This window comes from Streptomyces sp. T028 (assembly GCF_048159505.1).
GTDB lineage: Bacteria > Actinomycetota > Actinomycetes > Streptomycetales > Streptomycetaceae > Streptomyces.
This window is the reverse complement of sequence record NZ_JBLRVZ010000031.1, coordinates 76,422-92,159: the sequence shown is the minus strand read 5'-3', so window position 1 is coordinate 92,159 and position 15,738 is coordinate 76,422. Positions and strand designations below refer to the sequence as shown.

The 15,738-nt window shown below is 71.9% G+C and carries 15 protein-coding genes; 5 read left to right on the top strand and 10 right to left on the bottom strand.

What is annotated here, in order from left to right; translation table 11 throughout:
- Nucleotides 1-215 precede the first annotated feature (215 nt).
- From ACLZN2_RS29195 to ACLZN2_RS29175, 5 genes are read left to right on the top strand one after another with little or no spacing between them, the layout of a single operon-like run.
- Nucleotides 216-3,044: a nitrate- and nitrite sensing domain-containing protein gene (locus ACLZN2_RS29195; protein ID WP_416982269.1), complete on the top strand. Its 2,829-nt coding sequence runs from the start codon at nt 216-218 to the stop codon at nt 3,042-3,044.
- Nucleotides 3,041-3,547 (top strand): roadblock/LC7 domain-containing protein, encoded by a 507-nt coding sequence (locus tag ACLZN2_RS29190; protein ID WP_416982267.1) that lies wholly within the window; start codon nt 3,041-3,043, stop codon nt 3,545-3,547. The genes ACLZN2_RS29195 and ACLZN2_RS29190 overlap by 4 nt, the downstream gene beginning before the upstream one ends.
- On the top strand, nt 3,544-3,990 hold the full coding sequence (locus ACLZN2_RS29185) for a DUF742 domain-containing protein (protein ID WP_416982266.1): 447 nt from the start codon (nt 3,544-3,546) through the stop codon (nt 3,988-3,990). Before ACLZN2_RS29190 ends, ACLZN2_RS29185 begins: the two co-directional genes overlap by 4 nt.
- Complete coding sequence (locus tag ACLZN2_RS29180) at nt 3,971-4,663, top strand: GTP-binding protein (protein ID WP_416982265.1); 693 nt, start codon at nt 3,971-3,973, stop codon at nt 4,661-4,663. Before ACLZN2_RS29185 ends, ACLZN2_RS29180 begins: the two co-directional genes overlap by 20 nt.
- Before the next feature lie 47 nt (nt 4,664-4,710).
- Nucleotides 4,711-5,964, top strand: coding sequence for a styrene monooxygenase/indole monooxygenase family protein (locus ACLZN2_RS29175; protein WP_416982264.1), 1,254 nt, complete (start codon nt 4,711-4,713; stop codon nt 5,962-5,964).
- On the opposite strand, the gene ACLZN2_RS29170 is transcribed toward ACLZN2_RS29175, so the two are convergent.
- The 10 genes from ACLZN2_RS29170 to ACLZN2_RS29125 all read right to left on the bottom strand — a co-directional run bounded on the left by ACLZN2_RS29170 (nt 5,961) and on the right by ACLZN2_RS29125 (nt 15,630).
- Nucleotides 5,961-7,121, bottom strand: a complete 1,161-nt coding sequence (locus ACLZN2_RS29170; protein ID WP_416982262.1) for an NlpC/P60 family protein — start codon at nt 7,119-7,121, stop codon at nt 5,961-5,963. The genes ACLZN2_RS29175 and ACLZN2_RS29170 overlap by 4 nt on opposite strands.
- A gap of 115 nt (nt 7,122-7,236) precedes the next feature.
- Nucleotides 7,237-7,545: a hypothetical protein gene (locus ACLZN2_RS29165; protein WP_416982261.1), complete on the bottom strand. Its 309-nt coding sequence runs from the start codon at nt 7,543-7,545 to the stop codon at nt 7,237-7,239.
- A 14-nt stretch (nt 7,546-7,559) separates the two neighbouring features.
- Nucleotides 7,560-8,207 carry a TetR/AcrR family transcriptional regulator gene (locus tag ACLZN2_RS29160; protein ID WP_416982260.1) on the bottom strand — a complete coding sequence of 216 codons (648 nt, stop codon included), beginning with the start codon at nt 8,205-8,207 and terminating at the stop codon, nt 7,560-7,562.
- 95 nt (nt 8,208-8,302) lie between these two features.
- The gene (locus tag ACLZN2_RS29155) at nt 8,303-9,241 is read right to left on the bottom strand and encodes an AurF N-oxygenase family protein (RefSeq protein WP_416982259.1); all 939 of its coding nucleotides are present in this window, start codon (nt 9,239-9,241) and stop codon (nt 8,303-8,305) included.
- Between the two features lie 66 nt (nt 9,242-9,307).
- Nucleotides 9,308-9,838 (bottom strand): DUF3291 domain-containing protein, encoded by a 531-nt coding sequence (locus ACLZN2_RS29150; protein WP_416982258.1) that lies wholly within the window; start codon nt 9,836-9,838, stop codon nt 9,308-9,310.
- A gap of 45 nt (nt 9,839-9,883) precedes the next feature.
- Entirely contained in the window at nt 9,884-11,341 is a 1,458-nt protein-coding gene (locus tag ACLZN2_RS29145) for a penicillin-binding transpeptidase domain-containing protein (protein ID WP_416982257.1), read from the bottom strand.
- A gap of 73 nt (nt 11,342-11,414) precedes the next feature.
- Complete coding sequence (locus ACLZN2_RS29140) at nt 11,415-12,806, bottom strand: FtsW/RodA/SpoVE family cell cycle protein (RefSeq protein WP_416982255.1); 1,392 nt, start codon at nt 12,804-12,806, stop codon at nt 11,415-11,417.
- 73 nt (nt 12,807-12,879) lie between these two features.
- The gene (locus ACLZN2_RS29135) at nt 12,880-13,551 is read right to left on the bottom strand and encodes an SH3 domain-containing protein (protein ID WP_416982253.1); all 672 of its coding nucleotides are present in this window, start codon (nt 13,549-13,551) and stop codon (nt 12,880-12,882) included.
- An 82-nt stretch (nt 13,552-13,633) separates the two neighbouring features.
- The gene (locus ACLZN2_RS29130; RefSeq protein ID WP_416982252.1) at nt 13,634-14,899 is read right to left on the bottom strand and encodes an ATP-binding protein; all 1,266 of its coding nucleotides are present in this window, start codon (nt 14,897-14,899) and stop codon (nt 13,634-13,636) included.
- Nucleotides 14,896-15,630: a hypothetical protein gene (locus ACLZN2_RS29125; protein ID WP_416982251.1), complete on the bottom strand. Its 735-nt coding sequence runs from the start codon at nt 15,628-15,630 to the stop codon at nt 14,896-14,898. The genes ACLZN2_RS29130 and ACLZN2_RS29125 overlap by 4 nt, the downstream gene beginning before the upstream one ends.
- Nucleotides 15,631-15,738 lie beyond the last annotated feature (108 nt).

Sequence of the window (15,738 nt, the reverse complement as noted above, 5' to 3'; positions counted from 1 at the left end):
GTCCAACCGGCCTGCCGCGCAAGGGCGCTGCACACGCCAGAGGAACTTGCCCGCCAACTCCCCTCCGATGTTCACTCCTTCGGGTGGCGGGGCAGGCGATGCGCGGTCCCTGCCCACCGGCACTGGGAGGGTCGGGGACCGAACCGGGCGTACGCACCAGTTGACGGGGCGTCATATCCGGCCCATGGGTACACGAGTCAGGAATGCGAGCACCGGTGCAGAAGACGCGGCCTCGGCGCACAGGCAGGCAGACGGCCTCCGAGGGGGGCGCGGAGCGCGCCCCTGTCGGCAAGGGCCGGTCCACCCACGTACGCAACCGGCTGATCGTCGCCGTGGCCGTGGTGGCCGCCGCGATCGCCGGAGCCGGCGCCCCCGCAGTCCTCACCGCCTCCGGGCAGTTGAAGGACTCCCAGGACCTGGTCACCCTCGCCGAGCAGACCCAGGACGCGCTGGGCCTCGCCCGGTCCGTCGCGGACGAGCGCGACGAGGTCACCGTTTACATCGCGGCCGGCCGCCCCAAGTCGCAGGCGCCGTCCGGCGACAGCAGCGCCCGGGTGGACCGGCAGGCGCGCGAGCTGGAGGCGACGGAGCTGTCCGCCTCGCTGCGCGCCGCCCTCGGCACCCTCGCGTCCGTGCGCGAGTCGGCGCTCACCGGCGACGACACGCCCCTGGAGGCGCACGAGGCCTACTCCGCCGTCATCACCGCGCTGCACGGCCTCGCCGACCGGCTCGCCGAGGACATGCCGCCCCGCGCGGGCTCCGGAGCCTACGCCCTCGCCGAACTCGACACCGCCGTACAGCAGGCGTCGGCGGCCCGCGGGCTGCTGCTCGCCGCGCTGAACGTGCCGAGGACCTCCCGGTCCGTCTACGACCCCGCCACCGGTCTGACGACCACCGAGAAGACCACCTCGGAGGCCGACACCAAGGTGCGCGACGCGCTCACCGCCGCGGCCCAGCAGGCCCGGGTGCGTTCCGACGCGGCCCTCGCCGACTTCCGCGAGGGCGCTCCGCGGGACACCGTGGACTCCTTCGACTCCAACGTCACCGGCGGCGACGTCGACACCGCGGAGAAGTACCTCACCGGCCTCACCGACCAGCCCGTCCTGAGCGACGACGAGCTCGGCACCAGCACCAGGAAGCTGGACGCCGCGCTCACCGCCCGCGTCGAGCTGATGCGCGGCGTCGAGTCCTCGTTCTACGACCACCGCACCAAGGACCTCGCCCAGCTCCGGGACGAGGACGTCACCGCGCTGGAGATCCGCGTCGCCCTGATCGGCGCGCTGATGCTGCTGGCGGTCGTCGTCAGCACCGGCATGGCCCGCAGCCTCACGTTCCCGCTGTCGGTGCTGCGACGCGGCTCGGCCCGGCTTGCCGAGGCCGAGAACCCGGGCGCGGAGGAACCGGTCCGCTTCACCGGCCGCAACGACGAGTTCGCCCAGGTCGTCCGCTCCGTCAACGCCCTGCACGAGCACGCCGTCGCCCTCCACGAGCGCGTCACCACCCTGGAGTCCGACCGCAAGCACCTCGTCGGGCAGCGGCAGACGATGGCCGACGCCCGCGAGGAGCTGCGCGCCGAACTCGCCGACTCCGCCGCCCAGATGGAGCGGCTGCGCGGCGCGATCGGCGGCACCTTCGTCAACCTCGCACTGCGCACCCTCGGGCTCGTCGAGCGGCAGCTCGCCGTCATCGAGAGCCTGGAGGAGCGCGAGCAGGACCCCGACCGGCTGTCGACCCTCTTCAAGCTCGACCACTTCGCCACCGTCATGCGCCGCCACAGCGAGAACCTCCTCGTCCTCGCCGGCACCGAGCACGTCCAGCAGCACGCGGGCCCGATCCCGCTGGTGGACGTCGTACGGGCGGCGGTCAGCGAGATCGAGCGCTACGAGCGGGTCCGCATCGCCTCCCTGCCGCCGCACGCGCACGTGGCCGGCTTCGCCGCCGACGACCTGAGCCACCTGCTCGCCGAACTCATGGAGAACGCCACCTCGTTCTCCCCGCCGGACCTCCCCGTGGAGATCTCCGGCTGGCTCCTGGAGAACGGCGAGGTCATGCTCTCCGTCCAGGACGAGGGCATCGGCCTCGACGCGGAGCGGCTCGTCCGCCTCAACTCCCGGCTCACCGACTTCGACCCGGAGACCCCGTACGACCAGGAGGGCGAGGACGGTCTCGGCCTCGGTCTGTACGTCGTGGCCCGGCTCGCCCACCGGCACGGGGTGCGGGTGCAGCTGCGCGAGCAGAAGCAGGGCGGGACCGCCGCCGTCGCCGTCCTGCCGACGGCACTGCTGGCCGCCGCCCCGGCCGCCGCGGTCCCCTCCGTCACCCCCGCCTCCGCCACCGGCCACGCCTTCTCCCTGCCGGGCGCCGACGCCGAGGTCAACTCCAACGTCCTCCCCGGCCGCACCAAGCCCACGCCCACGGACGACCCGCTGGTCGCCCTGGCGGAGAAGGCACTGCGCGCGGCGCAGGACTCCCCGCAGGAGCCTCCCCGGGAGACCCCGGCGGCTGAGGCTGACGACCCGGCCCCGGTCGTCGAGACCCCGACCGCCCCGGTCGTAGAGCCTCCGGCTTCGGAGAGCCCCGCCCCCGCTTCGGAGAGCCCGGTCTCCGGCTCGGAGAGCCCCGCCCCCGAGCTCCCCGCCGAGACCACCATGGAGCTCCTGCTGCCGCACCCGCGCGGGGAAGCGGACGGCGAGCGGGACGGCGCCGACGAGACCCGTACGGAGCACAGCCGGGTCCCGGACGCGCCGGAGGCACTCGTCGCCGACGAGGAGCCCGTCACCGACAAGGGCCTGCCCAAGCGCACCCCGAAGATCACTGTTCCCACCCAGGCCCCGCGCCGGCTGACGAGTTCGGTCGACGCGGAGGCCCTCCGCCGCCGTCTGGGCGGCTTCCGCCGGGGGGCGGAGGCCGGATACCGCGAGGTGGAGGCGGAGATCGCGGAGAAGACGGGCCAGAACAAGGTTCCGGCACCCACGTCACCTCAAGAAGCACACGCACACGCCGAAGAAGACACGGGGGGCACAGTCGAGGAGGCAAGCAGTTGACCGCGCCCAGTACCTTCGGACTGAGCAGTGAAGCTCGTAACCTGCACTGGCTGTTGACCAACCTGGTGGAGGAGGTCCCCGGCATCCGGTCCGTCGCGGTCGTCTCCTCCGACGGCCTGCTCCTGCTCTCCTCGGACCCGGGCCGGAACAGCGAGGCGCGCCAGTCCCGCAGCGGCAAACCCACCGGCCCCCGCGGCTCCTCCGCGGACCTCGCCACCATCGTCTCCGGCATCGGCAGCCTCACCATCGGCGCCGCCAGGCTCATCAACTTCGGCGGGGTGAAGCACACCATGATCGCCATGGAGGAGGGCAGCCTCTTCGTGATGTCGATCAGCGACGGCTCCCTGCTCGGAGTCCACGGCTCCGCCGACTGCGACATGAGCGTGGTGGCCTACCACATGGCCCTCTTCGTGGGCCGCGCCGGACACGTCCTGACCCCCGAACTCCGCAGCGAGCTACGAAAATCGCTGGAGGAGTCGGAGTCGGCGGGGAGCACCCGATGACCAACGACCCGCGCCAGACGGAGCAGCCGCAGCCGCAGCAGCCCAAGAAGCAGCTCCCCGTTCGCGGCGGCGACCGCAAGCCCGCCCGCGTCCGGCCCTACTCGCTCACCGGCGGCCGTACCCGCTTCGGTCACGTCCTCCTCGTGGAGACGTTCGTGGCTGCCCTCGAAGCCCCCGAGGAGCGCAAGGAACTGACGAACAGTTCACTGAAGGCCACGGTCATGCCGGAGCTTAGGGCCATCGTCGAACTGTGCCGCCGTATGCGCACGGTGGCCGAGATCGCCGCGCTGCTGAAGATGCCGCTCGGCGTGGTCCGCGTGCTGCTCAGCGACCTCGCGGACCAGGGAAAGATCCGTGTGTACGGCACCGGTACCGCCCACGGTACGGGCCGTCCCGACCGCGCTCTGCTGGAAAGGGTGCTGAGTGGACTCCGTCGTCTCTGACGCCGCCTCCTCCTTTGGCGTCGCCCCGGCCGCCCCGGCCGCCCCGGTCACCCCGGCCGCCAGGCCGGCCACCGCTCTCGTCGAGCCCGACGAGCCCCTGCGGCCCTGGCAGACGGACCGCACCCGAGCCCCCATAGCCACGAAGATAGTGGTGGCGGGCGGCTTCGGCGTCGGCAAGACCACCCTCGTCGGCACCGTCTCGGAGATCGAGCCCCTCCAGACGGAGGCGCTGATGACCGAGGCGGGCGCGGAGACCGACGACCTCTCCGGCACGCCCGAGAAGACCACCACCACGGTGGCCATGGACTACGGCCGCATCACGCTCGACGACGACCTGGTGCTCTACCTGTTCGGCACGCCGGGCCAGCAGCGGTTCTGGTTCATGTGGGACGACCTGGTGCGCGGCGCGATCGGCGCGGTCGTCCTCGCCGACACCCGCCGCCTGAAGGACTCCTTCCCCGCGCTGGACTACTTCGAGAGCTGCGGGCTGCCGTACGTCGTCGCGGTCAACCACTTCGACGGCAGCGAGCTGTTCGAGCCCGCGGACGTGCGGGAGGCGCTCACGATCCCCGCGCACATACCTGTCATGATCATGGATGCGCGGCGCCGGATCTCGGTGATCGAGACCCTTCTGGCCCTGGTGGGCCACGCGCTCGACGAAACCCCCGAGTAGCTCTCGATCCCCCCTCCCGAGCAGTCCCCACCAAGGAGTCTCCCCGCATGCGGAAGATACTCGTCGTCGGAGCCGGTCAGTCCGGTCTCCAGCTCGCCCTCGGCCTCCAGTCGCACGGGTACGAGGTCACCCTGATGTCCAACCGGACGGCGGACGAGATCCGCTCCGGCCGGGTCATGTCGACGCAGTGCATGTTCCACGCCGCCCTCCAGCACGAGCGCGACCTCCAGCTGAACTTCTGGGAGTCCCAGGCCCCGAAGATCGCCGGACTCGGCGTCTCGGTCGCGGCCCCCGGCTCGCACGACCCCGGTCCGACGCAGCGCGCGATCGACTGGGTGGGCACCCTCGACGGGTTCGCGCAGTCCGTCGACCAGCGGGTGAAGATGGCCGGCTGGATGGAGACCTTCGCCCAGCGCGGCGGCCAGCTCGTCATCCACGGCGCGGCCGTCTCCGACCTCGACTACTTCTCCCGCGCCTACGACCTCGTCCTGGTCTCGGCGGGCAAGGGCGAGCTGGTGTCGATGTTCGCCCGCGACCCCGAGCGCTCCCCGTACACCGAGCCGCAGCGCGCGCTCGCGGTGTCGTACGTCCACGGCATGGGCCCGCGCCCCGAGCACCCGGACATGGAAGCGGTCCGCTGCAACCTCGTCCCCGGCGTCGGCGAACTCTTCGTCATGCCGACGTTCACCACCTCCGGCCGCGCCGACATCCTGTTCTGGGAGGGCATACCGGGTGGCCCGCTCGATGTCTTCAACGGCGTCAAGGACCCGGCCGAGCACCTCTCCCTGACCCTGGAACTCATGGAGAAGTTCACGCCCTGGGAGTACGCGCGGGCGACGAAGGTCGAACTCACCGACGCCGGCGGCACGCTGGCCGGCCGCTACGCGCCCACGGTCCGCAACCCGATCGGCCGGCTGCCCGGCGGCGGCCTGGTGCTGGGCGTCGCCGACGTCGTCGTCGCCAACGACCCGATCACCGGCCAGGGCTCCAACTCCGCCTCCAAGTGCGCGGCCGCGTACCTCGCGTCGATCCTCGAACACGGGGAGAAGGAGTTCGACGAGGAGTGGATGCGGGCCACCTTCGACCGCTACTGGGACACCGCCCAGCACGTCACCAAGTGGACGAACGCGATGCTGGCTCCGCCGCCGGAGCACATCGTGAACCTGCTGGGGGCGGCGGGGCAGCTGCCGGTTGTGGCTGATCGTTTCGCCAACGCGTTCAACAATCCGGCCGATTTCGAGAATTTCTTCTACGAGCCTGAGAAGACGGCGGCGTATTTGGCGGAGGTCGTGGGGGGCTAAAGGTTTGTGGGCGACTGCGGGCCGTCTGTGGTTTCTCGCGCAGTTCCCCGCGCCCCTTGAGGTTGGTCATCTGGGCGTACGGCTCCCAGGATCGGGTTCGACGCGATCGGGGAGATCTTGATCTTCTCGCCTGTTCTGGGGGCCTGGACCACCATTCCCTCGCCCATGTACATCGCCACATGGGTGGCCTCGGGGAAGTAGAGGACCAGGTCTCCGGGGCGCAGGTCGGCGAGGGGGATGCGCGGGAGCCTGGCCCACTGTTCCTGGCTGGTGCGCGGGATCGGGGTGCCGGCCTCGTTCCAGGCCTCCGAGGTCAGGCCCGAGCAGTCGTACGACTTCGGGCCCTCCGCGCCCCATTCGTACGGCTTGCCGATCTGGCGGACGGCGTAGCGCAGGGCCTCGCCGCCCTCCTGCGAGGGCTTGTGGTCGTCCTTGAGCGCGCCGGACGCCATCAGCTTCTCCTGCGCCTGCGCCACCCCGTCCTTCTCCAGCTCGGCGATCGCCGCCAGTTGAGCGGCGGTGAGGGAGGCGAGGAGTTTCTCCACGTCGTCCAGGCGGCGGCGGACGGCGTCGCGCTCCTTCTTCTTCCGTTCGGTGAGCGTGAGTTGGCGGTCGAGGGCCGTGCGCGCCTCGCGGGCCAGCCCGTCGGCCCTGCGTTCGCTGCCCTCCAGCCGGCCCACCGTCTCCGCCCGCTCCCGCGCCAGCCGGCCGATGACATGCCCCTGGTCCAGGGCCTGTTGCGGGTCGCGGGCGAGCAGCAGCCGTACGTACGGGGAGATGTCGGCGCTGTTCTGGTACTGCTGGCGGGCCAGCCGCCCGGCCGCGCCCCGGCTCTCGTGCAGCGTCAGCCGGGCCGCGGCCAGATCGGCGTCCAGCCGGTCGGTCTCGGTCTGCCGCTGCTTGAGGGCTTCCTCGGTGGCGTTGTAGGCCTCGGTCGCGTTCTCGGCCTCCCGGTACAGCCGCTGAAGGTCCGTCAGCAGCTCGGCCACCGTCCGCCCGCCGGGTGGCGCCGGGGCCGGGGTCGGACTCGGGGTCGGACTCGGGGTCGGGTCCGGCGGTTCCGGTACCGCCATGGCGACACCGCCCGCCAGAACGGCCTGCGCGGCCAGCGCCACCGTGGAGACCGTACAGGCCAGACGCAGCAGCCTTTCTGACATGTCATCACCTCCGCTGCGGGGGAGGCGGCCCGGGTGGCCCCTCGAACCCGCAGGGTGATAATGGGACATGTAGGAAGAAAGCGCTCGGCCGACTGCTCGGTTCGGCCCAGTCACGTCACCCTTCGGTGTCGTCCCGGCGCTTCTCCGGCGTGGTGGGTTCCGGTTTCGACCACGGCCACTTCAGGCGGCTGCCACCGGCCCCGCCCTCGGGGTCGTACGTGTACTTCCACCCCTGCGGGAGCCCGAGCCGCTTGCCGTGTCCGCGTGGCACCCGCCGGTACACCAGGACGGTCGGCGGGCCGCCCGCCGCGTCGGGGACCGGGATGCGGTACGTCTTCGGCGGATGCCCGGTCATGCCCAGCAGGACCGGCAGCACCCGGCCGTCCATCGGGCCGCCCTCGAAGGGGGTGTCTTCGCTCTTCACGGCACCAGTGTCGGTCAGCCCGCCGTGCTCAGCGCGTCCCGGACCAGTGCGGCGGTCTGCGGATCCCGGCCCGCGGTCACCGTGAGGACCGCCACGAACTGCTCCATCAGCCAGTCGCGCAGCTCCTCGGCGGGCGGCTCCTTGTCCTCGTCCAGCCAGATCAGCGAGGCCGCCTCGACCGCGGTGATCCACATCCGCACGGTCATCCGCAGCCGGGGGCCCGGGTCGGGGACGCCGAGATGGCTGTAGATGTGCTCGGCCGCGGACCGTCGTACGCCGTCCACGATGGCCGTCGTACGCGTAGTCTCCACCACGCTCCCACCCTGGAGCAGGGCGCTGAAGCCGGCGTCGTGACGGGCGACGAAGCCGAGGTAGCGGTCCAGGGCGCGGGCGAGGCGGGGGAGGAGGGGGCCGTCCTGGGGCTCGTCGAAGCACTGCCGGAGCTCTTCGGCGGCGGAGCGGAGGGCGGCTTCGTAGAGCTGCTGCTTTCCGCCCGGGAAGTAGCGGTAGACCAGCGGGCGGGAGACCCCGGCGGCCTCGGCCACGTCGTCCAGCGAGACGTCCTCGGGGAGCCGGTGGGCGAAGAGGGTGAGCGCCGCGTCGAGGAGCTGGCTTCGCCGCTCCTCGACACTTAGGCGCCGGTAGGCGGGGGCGGGGGGCATGGGTGAAGAGTAGTCCGGCCGTCGTTCGGGTGCGGGGGCGTGGGGGCTGGTCGCGCAGTTCCCCGCGCCCCTTCAGGTGGGGCAACCTCGCGCTTCTATGCCAGCAAGCCCGATGACCTCCACAGGCGGCGGCCTACGCCCCTGAGCACCCCTATGTCGTCCAGGAAGTCCGTCAGGCGTTTTGCGCCCGTCTGCATGACCTCGCGGCGGTGGGCGCTCGCCTTCACCTGGGCCATCGCCTCGCGCTTGTCCAGGCCTGCGTTCGTGTAGACCTCCGGGTTGACGAACGCGACCGAGAAGATCCTCGCGAACTCGCCGGACGTCACCCGGGTGAACTCCTGGGACCACTTCGGCGCGGTCAGCATCTGGCGGCGGAGTTCCTCGCGGGCGTACCGGACGTGGCGGGCCTCCTCGACCACGTGGATGCGGGTGACGCCGCGGATCAGGGGCTGCACGCGCTCGTCCGGGAAGGTCAGGCGCTGCATCCAGTCGAGGACCTCCTCGCCGAGCAGGGTCGCGGTGAAGGAGCCGGGCGTCGTGGAGACGGTCTTGAACAGGCGGCCCATGTTCTGGTGGACCCGGCTCACCGGGTACCAGGGGGTGCCGCCCTGGGCGATCAGCCGGGCGAACATCTTCGAGTGTCGGCACTCGTCCTCGATCTCGGTGAGCGCGTACCGCACATGCGCGCTCGTCGCCGCCTTGTCGTAGATGTGCCGTACGAGCAGCTGCATCAGGATGATCTCGAACCAGATCCCCAGCGAGGCCAGTGCCGCCGCCTCGTGCTGCGACAGCAGGATCCGCTGCTCCTCGCCCATCCGCTTCCACAGCGGAGTGCCGTACAGCGACACCAGCTCCGGCGGCCAGAACCACTTGCCCTCCTCGAAGGGCGCGTCCCAGTCCAGCTCCTTGTCGGGGTCGAAGGAGTGCCTGGCGGAGGAGGCGAGGAGCCGCTCGGCCACCTGTTCGCGGTCCTTGAGCAGCCCGAGCGCGTCGCGCAGGCCGTCCGGCGCGTCGGCATCCGTGAGGGTCGTCATGGCCCTTATGAGACTGCCTGTCAGCAAGCCCGTCAATCCCTCGGACGGGACTTGTTGACCCGGCGTCTACACCGAGCACCCCAGTCCCTCGGGCACCTCGCCCAGAACCGGCTCCGACGCCCCCGGCGGGAACGAGGTGCGCAGGGTGAAGGCGTACGGCGTCGGGCCGTTGGTGCGCAGATGCAGCAGGCGGGCCTCCGCCTCCGCGACCGTGGGGCGGTGGCCCGCGGGCACCCACCACAGGGTCGCCATCGCCTCCTGCACCCGCTCGAACCACTCGCGCCGACGGGAGAGCATCTCGCGGTGCTGCCCCTGGTACATGTACGCGGTCAGCGCGTTCGCGTCCCGCCACACCGACATGTTGACGATCAGCCACGCGTCGCCGAAGACGTCGATGTCGGTGGCGTCGCCGTCGTCCGACTGCAGGCGCCAGACGAACCCTTCCGCGGCGTCCGCGTCCGCGTTGACCGGGTCGAGCGCGTCGACGAAGTCCTTCAACTCCGGTGAGTCCAGCGGGAACCTGAGGCGGGCGATGTTGACCTGGGCGAGTTCGAAGGCGGCGGTGTCCGTGGTCTCTGTCCTCGTGGTGTCAGTCATGCGCGAACCGTAGGACGGACCTGTCGCCTCCCGAAACCCCCCGTCTCACGGAGCGAGCACCGCCTCCATCACCGTCCGCGCGATCGGCGCCGCCATCCCGCCCCCGGTGATCTCCCCGCGGTTCGCCGACCCGTCCTCCACCACCACCGCCACCGCGACACTCGGCTCGATGTCCCGCCGACCCTGCGCCCAGGAGACGCACCAGGCGTACGGCGTCCCGGCGTTGCCGATGCCGTGCTGCGCTGTGCCGGTCTTGGCGCCGACCCGGGCGCCGCGGATCGCCGCCCGCCGACCCGTGCCCTCGCGCACCACGTCCTCCATCAGCTCCCGCAGCCGTACGGCCGTCGAGGGGTACATCGCCTGTCGCGCGGAACGGGAACCGGCCGTGCCCACGACGGCGCCGCTCCGCCGCGTGGTCCGCTCCACCAGATACGGCTCGCGCACCTGGCCCCCGTTGGCCACCGCCGCCGACACCATCGCCATCTGCAGGGGGGTGGCCCGGGTGTTGTACTGCCCGATCGACGACAGCGCGAGCTGTGCCCGGTCCAGCGAGGTGTCGAAGGTGCTGGTGGCGACGGAGAACGGGATCCGTACGTCCGTGTCGTTGAAGCCGAACGCCTGCGCCGTGCGCGTCATCCGGGCCAGCCCCACCTCCACCCCGAGCTTCGCGAACACCGTGTTGCAGGACCACTCGAAGGCCTCCCGCACCGGAGCGTTCCGGCAGCCGTCACCCGAGTTCGTCAGCCGGGTCGTCGTCCCCGGCAGCCGGTACGGCACCGGCGAGTCGGTCGGCTCGTCCAGATCCGTGATCATGCCCGCGTCCAGCGCCGCCGCCGCGGTCACCACCTTGAAGGCCGACCCCGGCGGATACGTCTGCCGCACCGCCCGGTTCAGCATCGGCTTGTCGGGATCGCCGTTCAGCCGCTCCCAGGCGGCCTCGGCGCCCGGGTCGTTCCCCGACAGCAGCGAGGGGTCGTACGACGGGCTGGACACCAGCGCCAGCACCCGTCCCGTCGCCGGTTCCACCGCCGCCACCGCGCCCTTGCGTCCGTCGAGTGCCGCGTAAGCCGCCTGCTGGGCACGGCGGTCGAGGGTCGTCACGACGTTCCCGCCGGGCGGGCGGCTGCGCGTCACGTCGTTCCACAGCGGGAGCGGCGCGAGCATCGGGTCCACGCCGGAGAGGAGGTCGTCCTCGGCGTGCTCCAGGAACGTCGTCCCGTACTCCTGCGAGGCGAAGCCGGTCACCGGCGCGTACAACGGCCCGTCGCGGTACGTCCGTTCGTAGCGCAGCTGCTCTCCGGTGTCCCGGGAGCCGGTGACCGGGGCGCCGCCGACCAGGATGTCGCCGCGCGGCCGGCCGTAACGGGCGATGGACTCACGGCGGTTGGCCGGGTTGCCGTCGTATTCCGCCGACCGGACGACCTGCACGCGCAGGGCGTTGACCAGCAGCGCCAGCAGGAGCAGGGCGCAGAACACGGCGGCGTGCCGGATGTGCCGGGTCATCGCTGCGGTACCTTCCGGGTCAGGGAGCCGTGCACGCCTCCCGTGGTCAGGGGGCGGTGCTCGCCTCCCGTGGTCAGGGGGCGGTGCTTCCGTCGTACTGCCGTCGTGCCGAGTCGCTCACCCGGATCAGCAGCGCCACGATCGTCCAGTTGGTGACGACCGACGAACCGCCCTGGGCCAGGAAGGGCATGGCCATGCCGGTCAGCGGGATCAGACCGGTCACCCCGCCCGCGATCACGAACACCTGCAGCGCCACGATCGAGGCGAGTCCGACGGCGAGGAGCCGGCCGAACGGGTCGCGCAGCGCGAGGCCGGCCCGGTAGCCGCGCTCCACCAGCAGGCCGTAGAGCAGGAAGAGCGCCGACAGACCGGCCAGGCCCAGTTCCTCGCCCGCCGTCGCCAGGATGAAGTCCGACTTCACGGCGAAGCCGATGAGGACGGAGTGGCCGAGCCCCAGCCCGGTGCCGAGCACCCCGCCCGCGGAGAAGGCGAACAGCGACTGGGCCAGCTGGTTGGGCCCGAGGCCCGCGTCGATCGACGCGAACGGGTGCAGCCAGTCCTCGATCCTGCCGTGCACATGCGGTTCGAGCCGGCCGACGGCCACCGCGCCGAGTGCCGCGAGCAGCAGACCCACCGCGATCCAGCCGGTGCGGCCGGTGGCGACGTACAGCATGACCACGAACAGCCCGAAGAAGAGCAGCGAGGTCCCCAGGTCCCGCTCCAGGACCAGTACGCACACGCTCAGCAGCCAGATCGCGACGATCGGACCGAGCACCCGGCCGGTCGGCAGCTGCATGAACCAGATCCTCCGGCCCGCGTACGCCAGCGCCGTGCGGTTCGCCGCCAGGTACGCGGCGAAGAACACCGCGAGCAGCACCTTCGCGAACTCGCCCGGCTGGATGGAGAACCCGGCGATCCGGATCCAGATGCGGGCGCCGTTCACGGCCGGGAAGAGGATCGGCAGCATCAGCAGGGCGAGCGCGGCGACCACGCTGACGTACGCGTATCGCTGGAGCACCCGGTGGTCGCGCAGCGCCGCCACGACCAGGATGAACAGGGTGATGCCGAGCGTGGACCACATCAGCTGGGTGGGCGCCGCCCGGTCACCGGGCGTCGCCAGGTCCAGCCGGTAGATCAGCACCAGCCCGATGCCGTTGAGCAGCACACCGATCGGGAGGGGGAGTGGGTCGGCGTAGGGGGCGCGCAGGCGCACGGCGAGATGCGCGAGCAGCGCGAGCACGCCGAGCCCGGCGCCGTAGCCCGCGGCGCCGGGCGGGAGGGTGCCGTGCTGGGCGACGCCGACCGCGCAGTAGCCGTACACGGACAGCAGGACGGCCACGACGATGAGGGCGAGCTCGATGCCGCGGCGCCGGGGGAGGCGTACGGCGGGTCCGGGTGCGCCGGCCGCGGTGATCGAGGTCGCGGCTTCGACTCCTGCACCTGTCCCGGCTCCGGCGCTCGTCATGTTGCTCCGGCTCTCGTCATGTCCGGAACCTATCCAAATGAGAGCTCTTGTGAGCCTTGGGTGTGAGGGTGTGTCAGCACCAGCGCGGAGCCTCGCCGATGTTGTCGATGTAGCGGGCCGCGCCCCAGGCCCAGGTGCCGTCGGTGAGGAGGTACCAGAGCGGGTTGCCGTCGACTCTCTGTCCGGGGGTCTTGCAGAAGATCGACACGATCTCGCCGCGGTGCACGGAACGGATCACCTGGCTGGCCCGGGTGGGCTTGCTGCGCAGGAGCAGGGTGTTCGCGGTGACGCGGCCGCGGTAGAGGCCCTGGGTGTTGTCGTGGCCGTTCTGGTTCCACTGGTCGCCGCCGTCCCCGCCCTGGCCGCCGCCTTGGTTCCAGTGGCCGTTGCCGCCACCGTCACCGCCGTTTCCATTACCGCCGTTTCCGCTTCCGTTACCGCCGCCGTCGCCGCCTTGGCCGCCGCCCTGGTTCTGCCAGCTGCTGCCGTTGCTGTTGCCCGGGTTGTTGCTGTTCCCGTTCCCGTTCCCGTTCCCATTCCCGTTGGTGTTGCTGTTCCCGTTCCAGTCGCTGCTGTCCCCGCCGCCGCCCTGGCCGCCCTCGTCCCAGGCGCTGGAGCCTGGGTCGCCGCTGCCGCCGTTCCAGTCGTCGTCGGCGGTGGCGGGGGTGACGGCGGCCGCGGTGACCAGTGCGCCGACGGCGGTCGCCAGGGCGAGGCGGGTAAGGGCGGGGCGGCGCAGGGACATGGCAATACCTCCACGAAGAGGATGAAACCGGCTCAGAAGCTGACTTGACGCCAGATTAGGAGCGGCTCGCGCGTGTCGCCCGTCACGCTGCGCCATCGGGGAGGTTCGGTGCCTGAGACAGCGTCAGCGTGGCCACCGCCCCTCCCTCCGGCGCGTTGGTGAAGGCCAGCGCGGCCCCCAGAACCTCCGCCTGGCCGACCGCGATGGTCAGCCCGAGCCCGTGCCCCCTCGCCCCGCCCTCCGTACGGAACCGCTGCGGCCCGTGCGCGACGAGGTACTCCGGATAACCGTCCCCGTGGTCCCGTACGGTGACCACCGGCCCGTCCACCATGAGGACGACGGGCGCCCGCCCGTGCCGGTGCGCGTTGGCCACCAGGTTGCCGAGCACCCGTTCGAGGCGCCGCCGGTCCGTCTCGACCCGTACGTCCCGTACGACCCTGATCTCCGTGTCGGCTCCCGACGCCCGTACGACCCGCCGGGCCAGTGCGCCCAGTTCCTCGGTGTCCAGCTCCAGCCGTTCCCGCCCGGTGTCGAGCCGGGAGATCTCCAGCAGGTCCTCGGTGAGGGTGCGCAGCGCGGCCACGCGGTCGCGCACCAGCTCCGTCGGCCGGCCCGGCGGCAGCAGCTCGGCCGCCGCGTGCAGCCCGGTCAGCGGGGTGCGCAGCTCATGGGCCACGTCGGCGGTGAAGCGCTGCTCGCTCAGCAGCTTGCTCTGGAGGGTGGCCGCCATGGTGTCGAGGGCGGCGGCGACCGCGCCCACCTCGTCCTGCGGCCGTCCCCGCTGCCTGGCCCGGGGGTCGTCGACGCGTGCGTCCAGATCACCGGCGCTGATCCGCCGGGCCACCCGCGCGGTGGTGTGCAGCCGACGGGTCACCCGGGTCACCGCGAACGCCCCGACCAGCAGCGTCGCGCCGATCGCCAGCCCCGCGGACCACAGGATCGCGGAGTCGAGCGCCTCGATGGTGCGGGCGCTCTGCGCGTAGTCGACCCGCACGGCGAGGGCTCGTCCGCCGTCGGCCGGACCGGCCGCCCACATCGTGGGGCGCCCCCGGGTGTCGGCGACCATCGTGCCGCGCTCCCCGGCCAGCGCCAGCGCCCGCAGCGAGGCGGGCAGGTCGGGCGGGTCGACGTCCGCACCCGAGCCGAGGGTGTCCCCGGCCTCGAACGCCTCCGTCGCATCCGCCAGCCGGGACAGCGCGAGGTCACGGGCCTGGCCGACGGTCTGGTTCGTCACCGACACGTGCACGAGGACACCGAGCAGGGCGGCGAGAGCGCAGCACATCACCGTGATGAACACGGCGGCCTTCAGCGCGAGCGTGCCGGCCCACCGGGGGAGCGCGAGCCTCATCGGCCGCTCGCGGAGGCGGTGACGGAGGCGCTGGGAGAATCACTGGGAGAGGTCCGCGGACCGCCGATGCGCAGCATCTCGTCGTGGGTGAGCAGCATGGCGTGCTGCTGCTGGTCCCAGGTCCACTGCAGGCGGTACTCGTAGCCGGCGACCTCCGAGGGGGACCGGATGATCACCGACCGGCCGGCCAGTTCGACGCCGCTGACCGCATCCTCGTAGTGCATGACCTGGACGAGCTTGTGGTCGCGGACGGTGTACACGCGGACGGCGGTGAGGTTGCCGGGCAGTTGCCGGATGCCCAGGGTCATGTCGTCGTGCCCGTCGCCGGTCAGATCGCGGTAGTACGCCTTCAGGACGGGGCACTCGCGCCCCGCGGCGCCGCTCTTCCCGCAGTAGGTCATACGCCGGGCGGTCTCCTCGTAAGCTCCCGGGCCGTAGTCGCCCGGGTGCGCGGCGATCTCCGCGCGGACGACGGCGACCGGATCCACCTCGTGGATGTCCCCGTCGGGCACCGTGACGCCCTTCACCACCTCGGTCTCCAGCTCGCCGATCTCGAAGGCCGGGCTGGAGGCGGGGGTCAGCCCGGGCCAGAGCCGGTCCGGGCTGATCGCGGTCGGTGTGGCACCCGCGCCCTGCAGCCCGCCCGCGTCACCGCAGGCCGCGGCCGCCGAGGCCAGCAGGGCGGCTGCGGCCACGGCGAGGGCGACACGGGTGGGGCGACTGGGCGGCACGGGACTCCTGAGGTGCATGGCGATGCGGGGCCCCGTACACCTTATTCGTAGGGAAGTCCTTTTTACGGGCCGGGCAGCGGGTGGGTGAGCGGGGCGGAAGGACGGGAG

Coding starts and splice junctions, on each gene's coding strand:
- ACLZN2_RS29185 (WP_416982266.1), top strand. CDS start 3,544: ATGACCAACGACCCGCGCCAGACGGAGCAGCCGCAGCCGCAGCAGCCC.
- ACLZN2_RS29175 (WP_416982264.1), top strand. CDS start 4,711: ATGCGGAAGATACTCGTCGTCGGAGCCGGTCAGTCCGGTCTCCAGCTC.
- ACLZN2_RS29170 (WP_416982262.1), bottom strand. CDS start 7,121: ATGTCAGAAAGGCTGCTGCGTCTGGCCTGTACGGTCTCCACGGTGGCG.
- ACLZN2_RS29160 (WP_416982260.1), bottom strand. CDS start 8,207: ATGCCCCCCGCCCCCGCCTACCGGCGCCTAAGTGTCGAGGAGCGGCGA.
- ACLZN2_RS29155 (WP_416982259.1), bottom strand. CDS start 9,241: ATGACGACCCTCACGGATGCCGACGCGCCGGACGGCCTGCGCGACGCG.
- ACLZN2_RS29150 (WP_416982258.1), bottom strand. CDS start 9,838: ATGACTGACACCACGAGGACAGAGACCACGGACACCGCCGCCTTCGAA.
- ACLZN2_RS29145 (WP_416982257.1), bottom strand. CDS start 11,341: ATGACCCGGCACATCCGGCACGCCGCCGTGTTCTGCGCCCTGCTCCTG.
- ACLZN2_RS29140 (WP_416982255.1), bottom strand. CDS start 12,806: ATGACGAGCGCCGGAGCCGGGACAGGTGCAGGAGTCGAAGCCGCGACC.
- ACLZN2_RS29135 (WP_416982253.1), bottom strand. CDS start 13,551: ATGTCCCTGCGCCGCCCCGCCCTTACCCGCCTCGCCCTGGCGACCGCC.
- ACLZN2_RS29130 (WP_416982252.1), bottom strand. CDS start 14,899: ATGAGGCTCGCGCTCCCCCGGTGGGCCGGCACGCTCGCGCTGAAGGCC.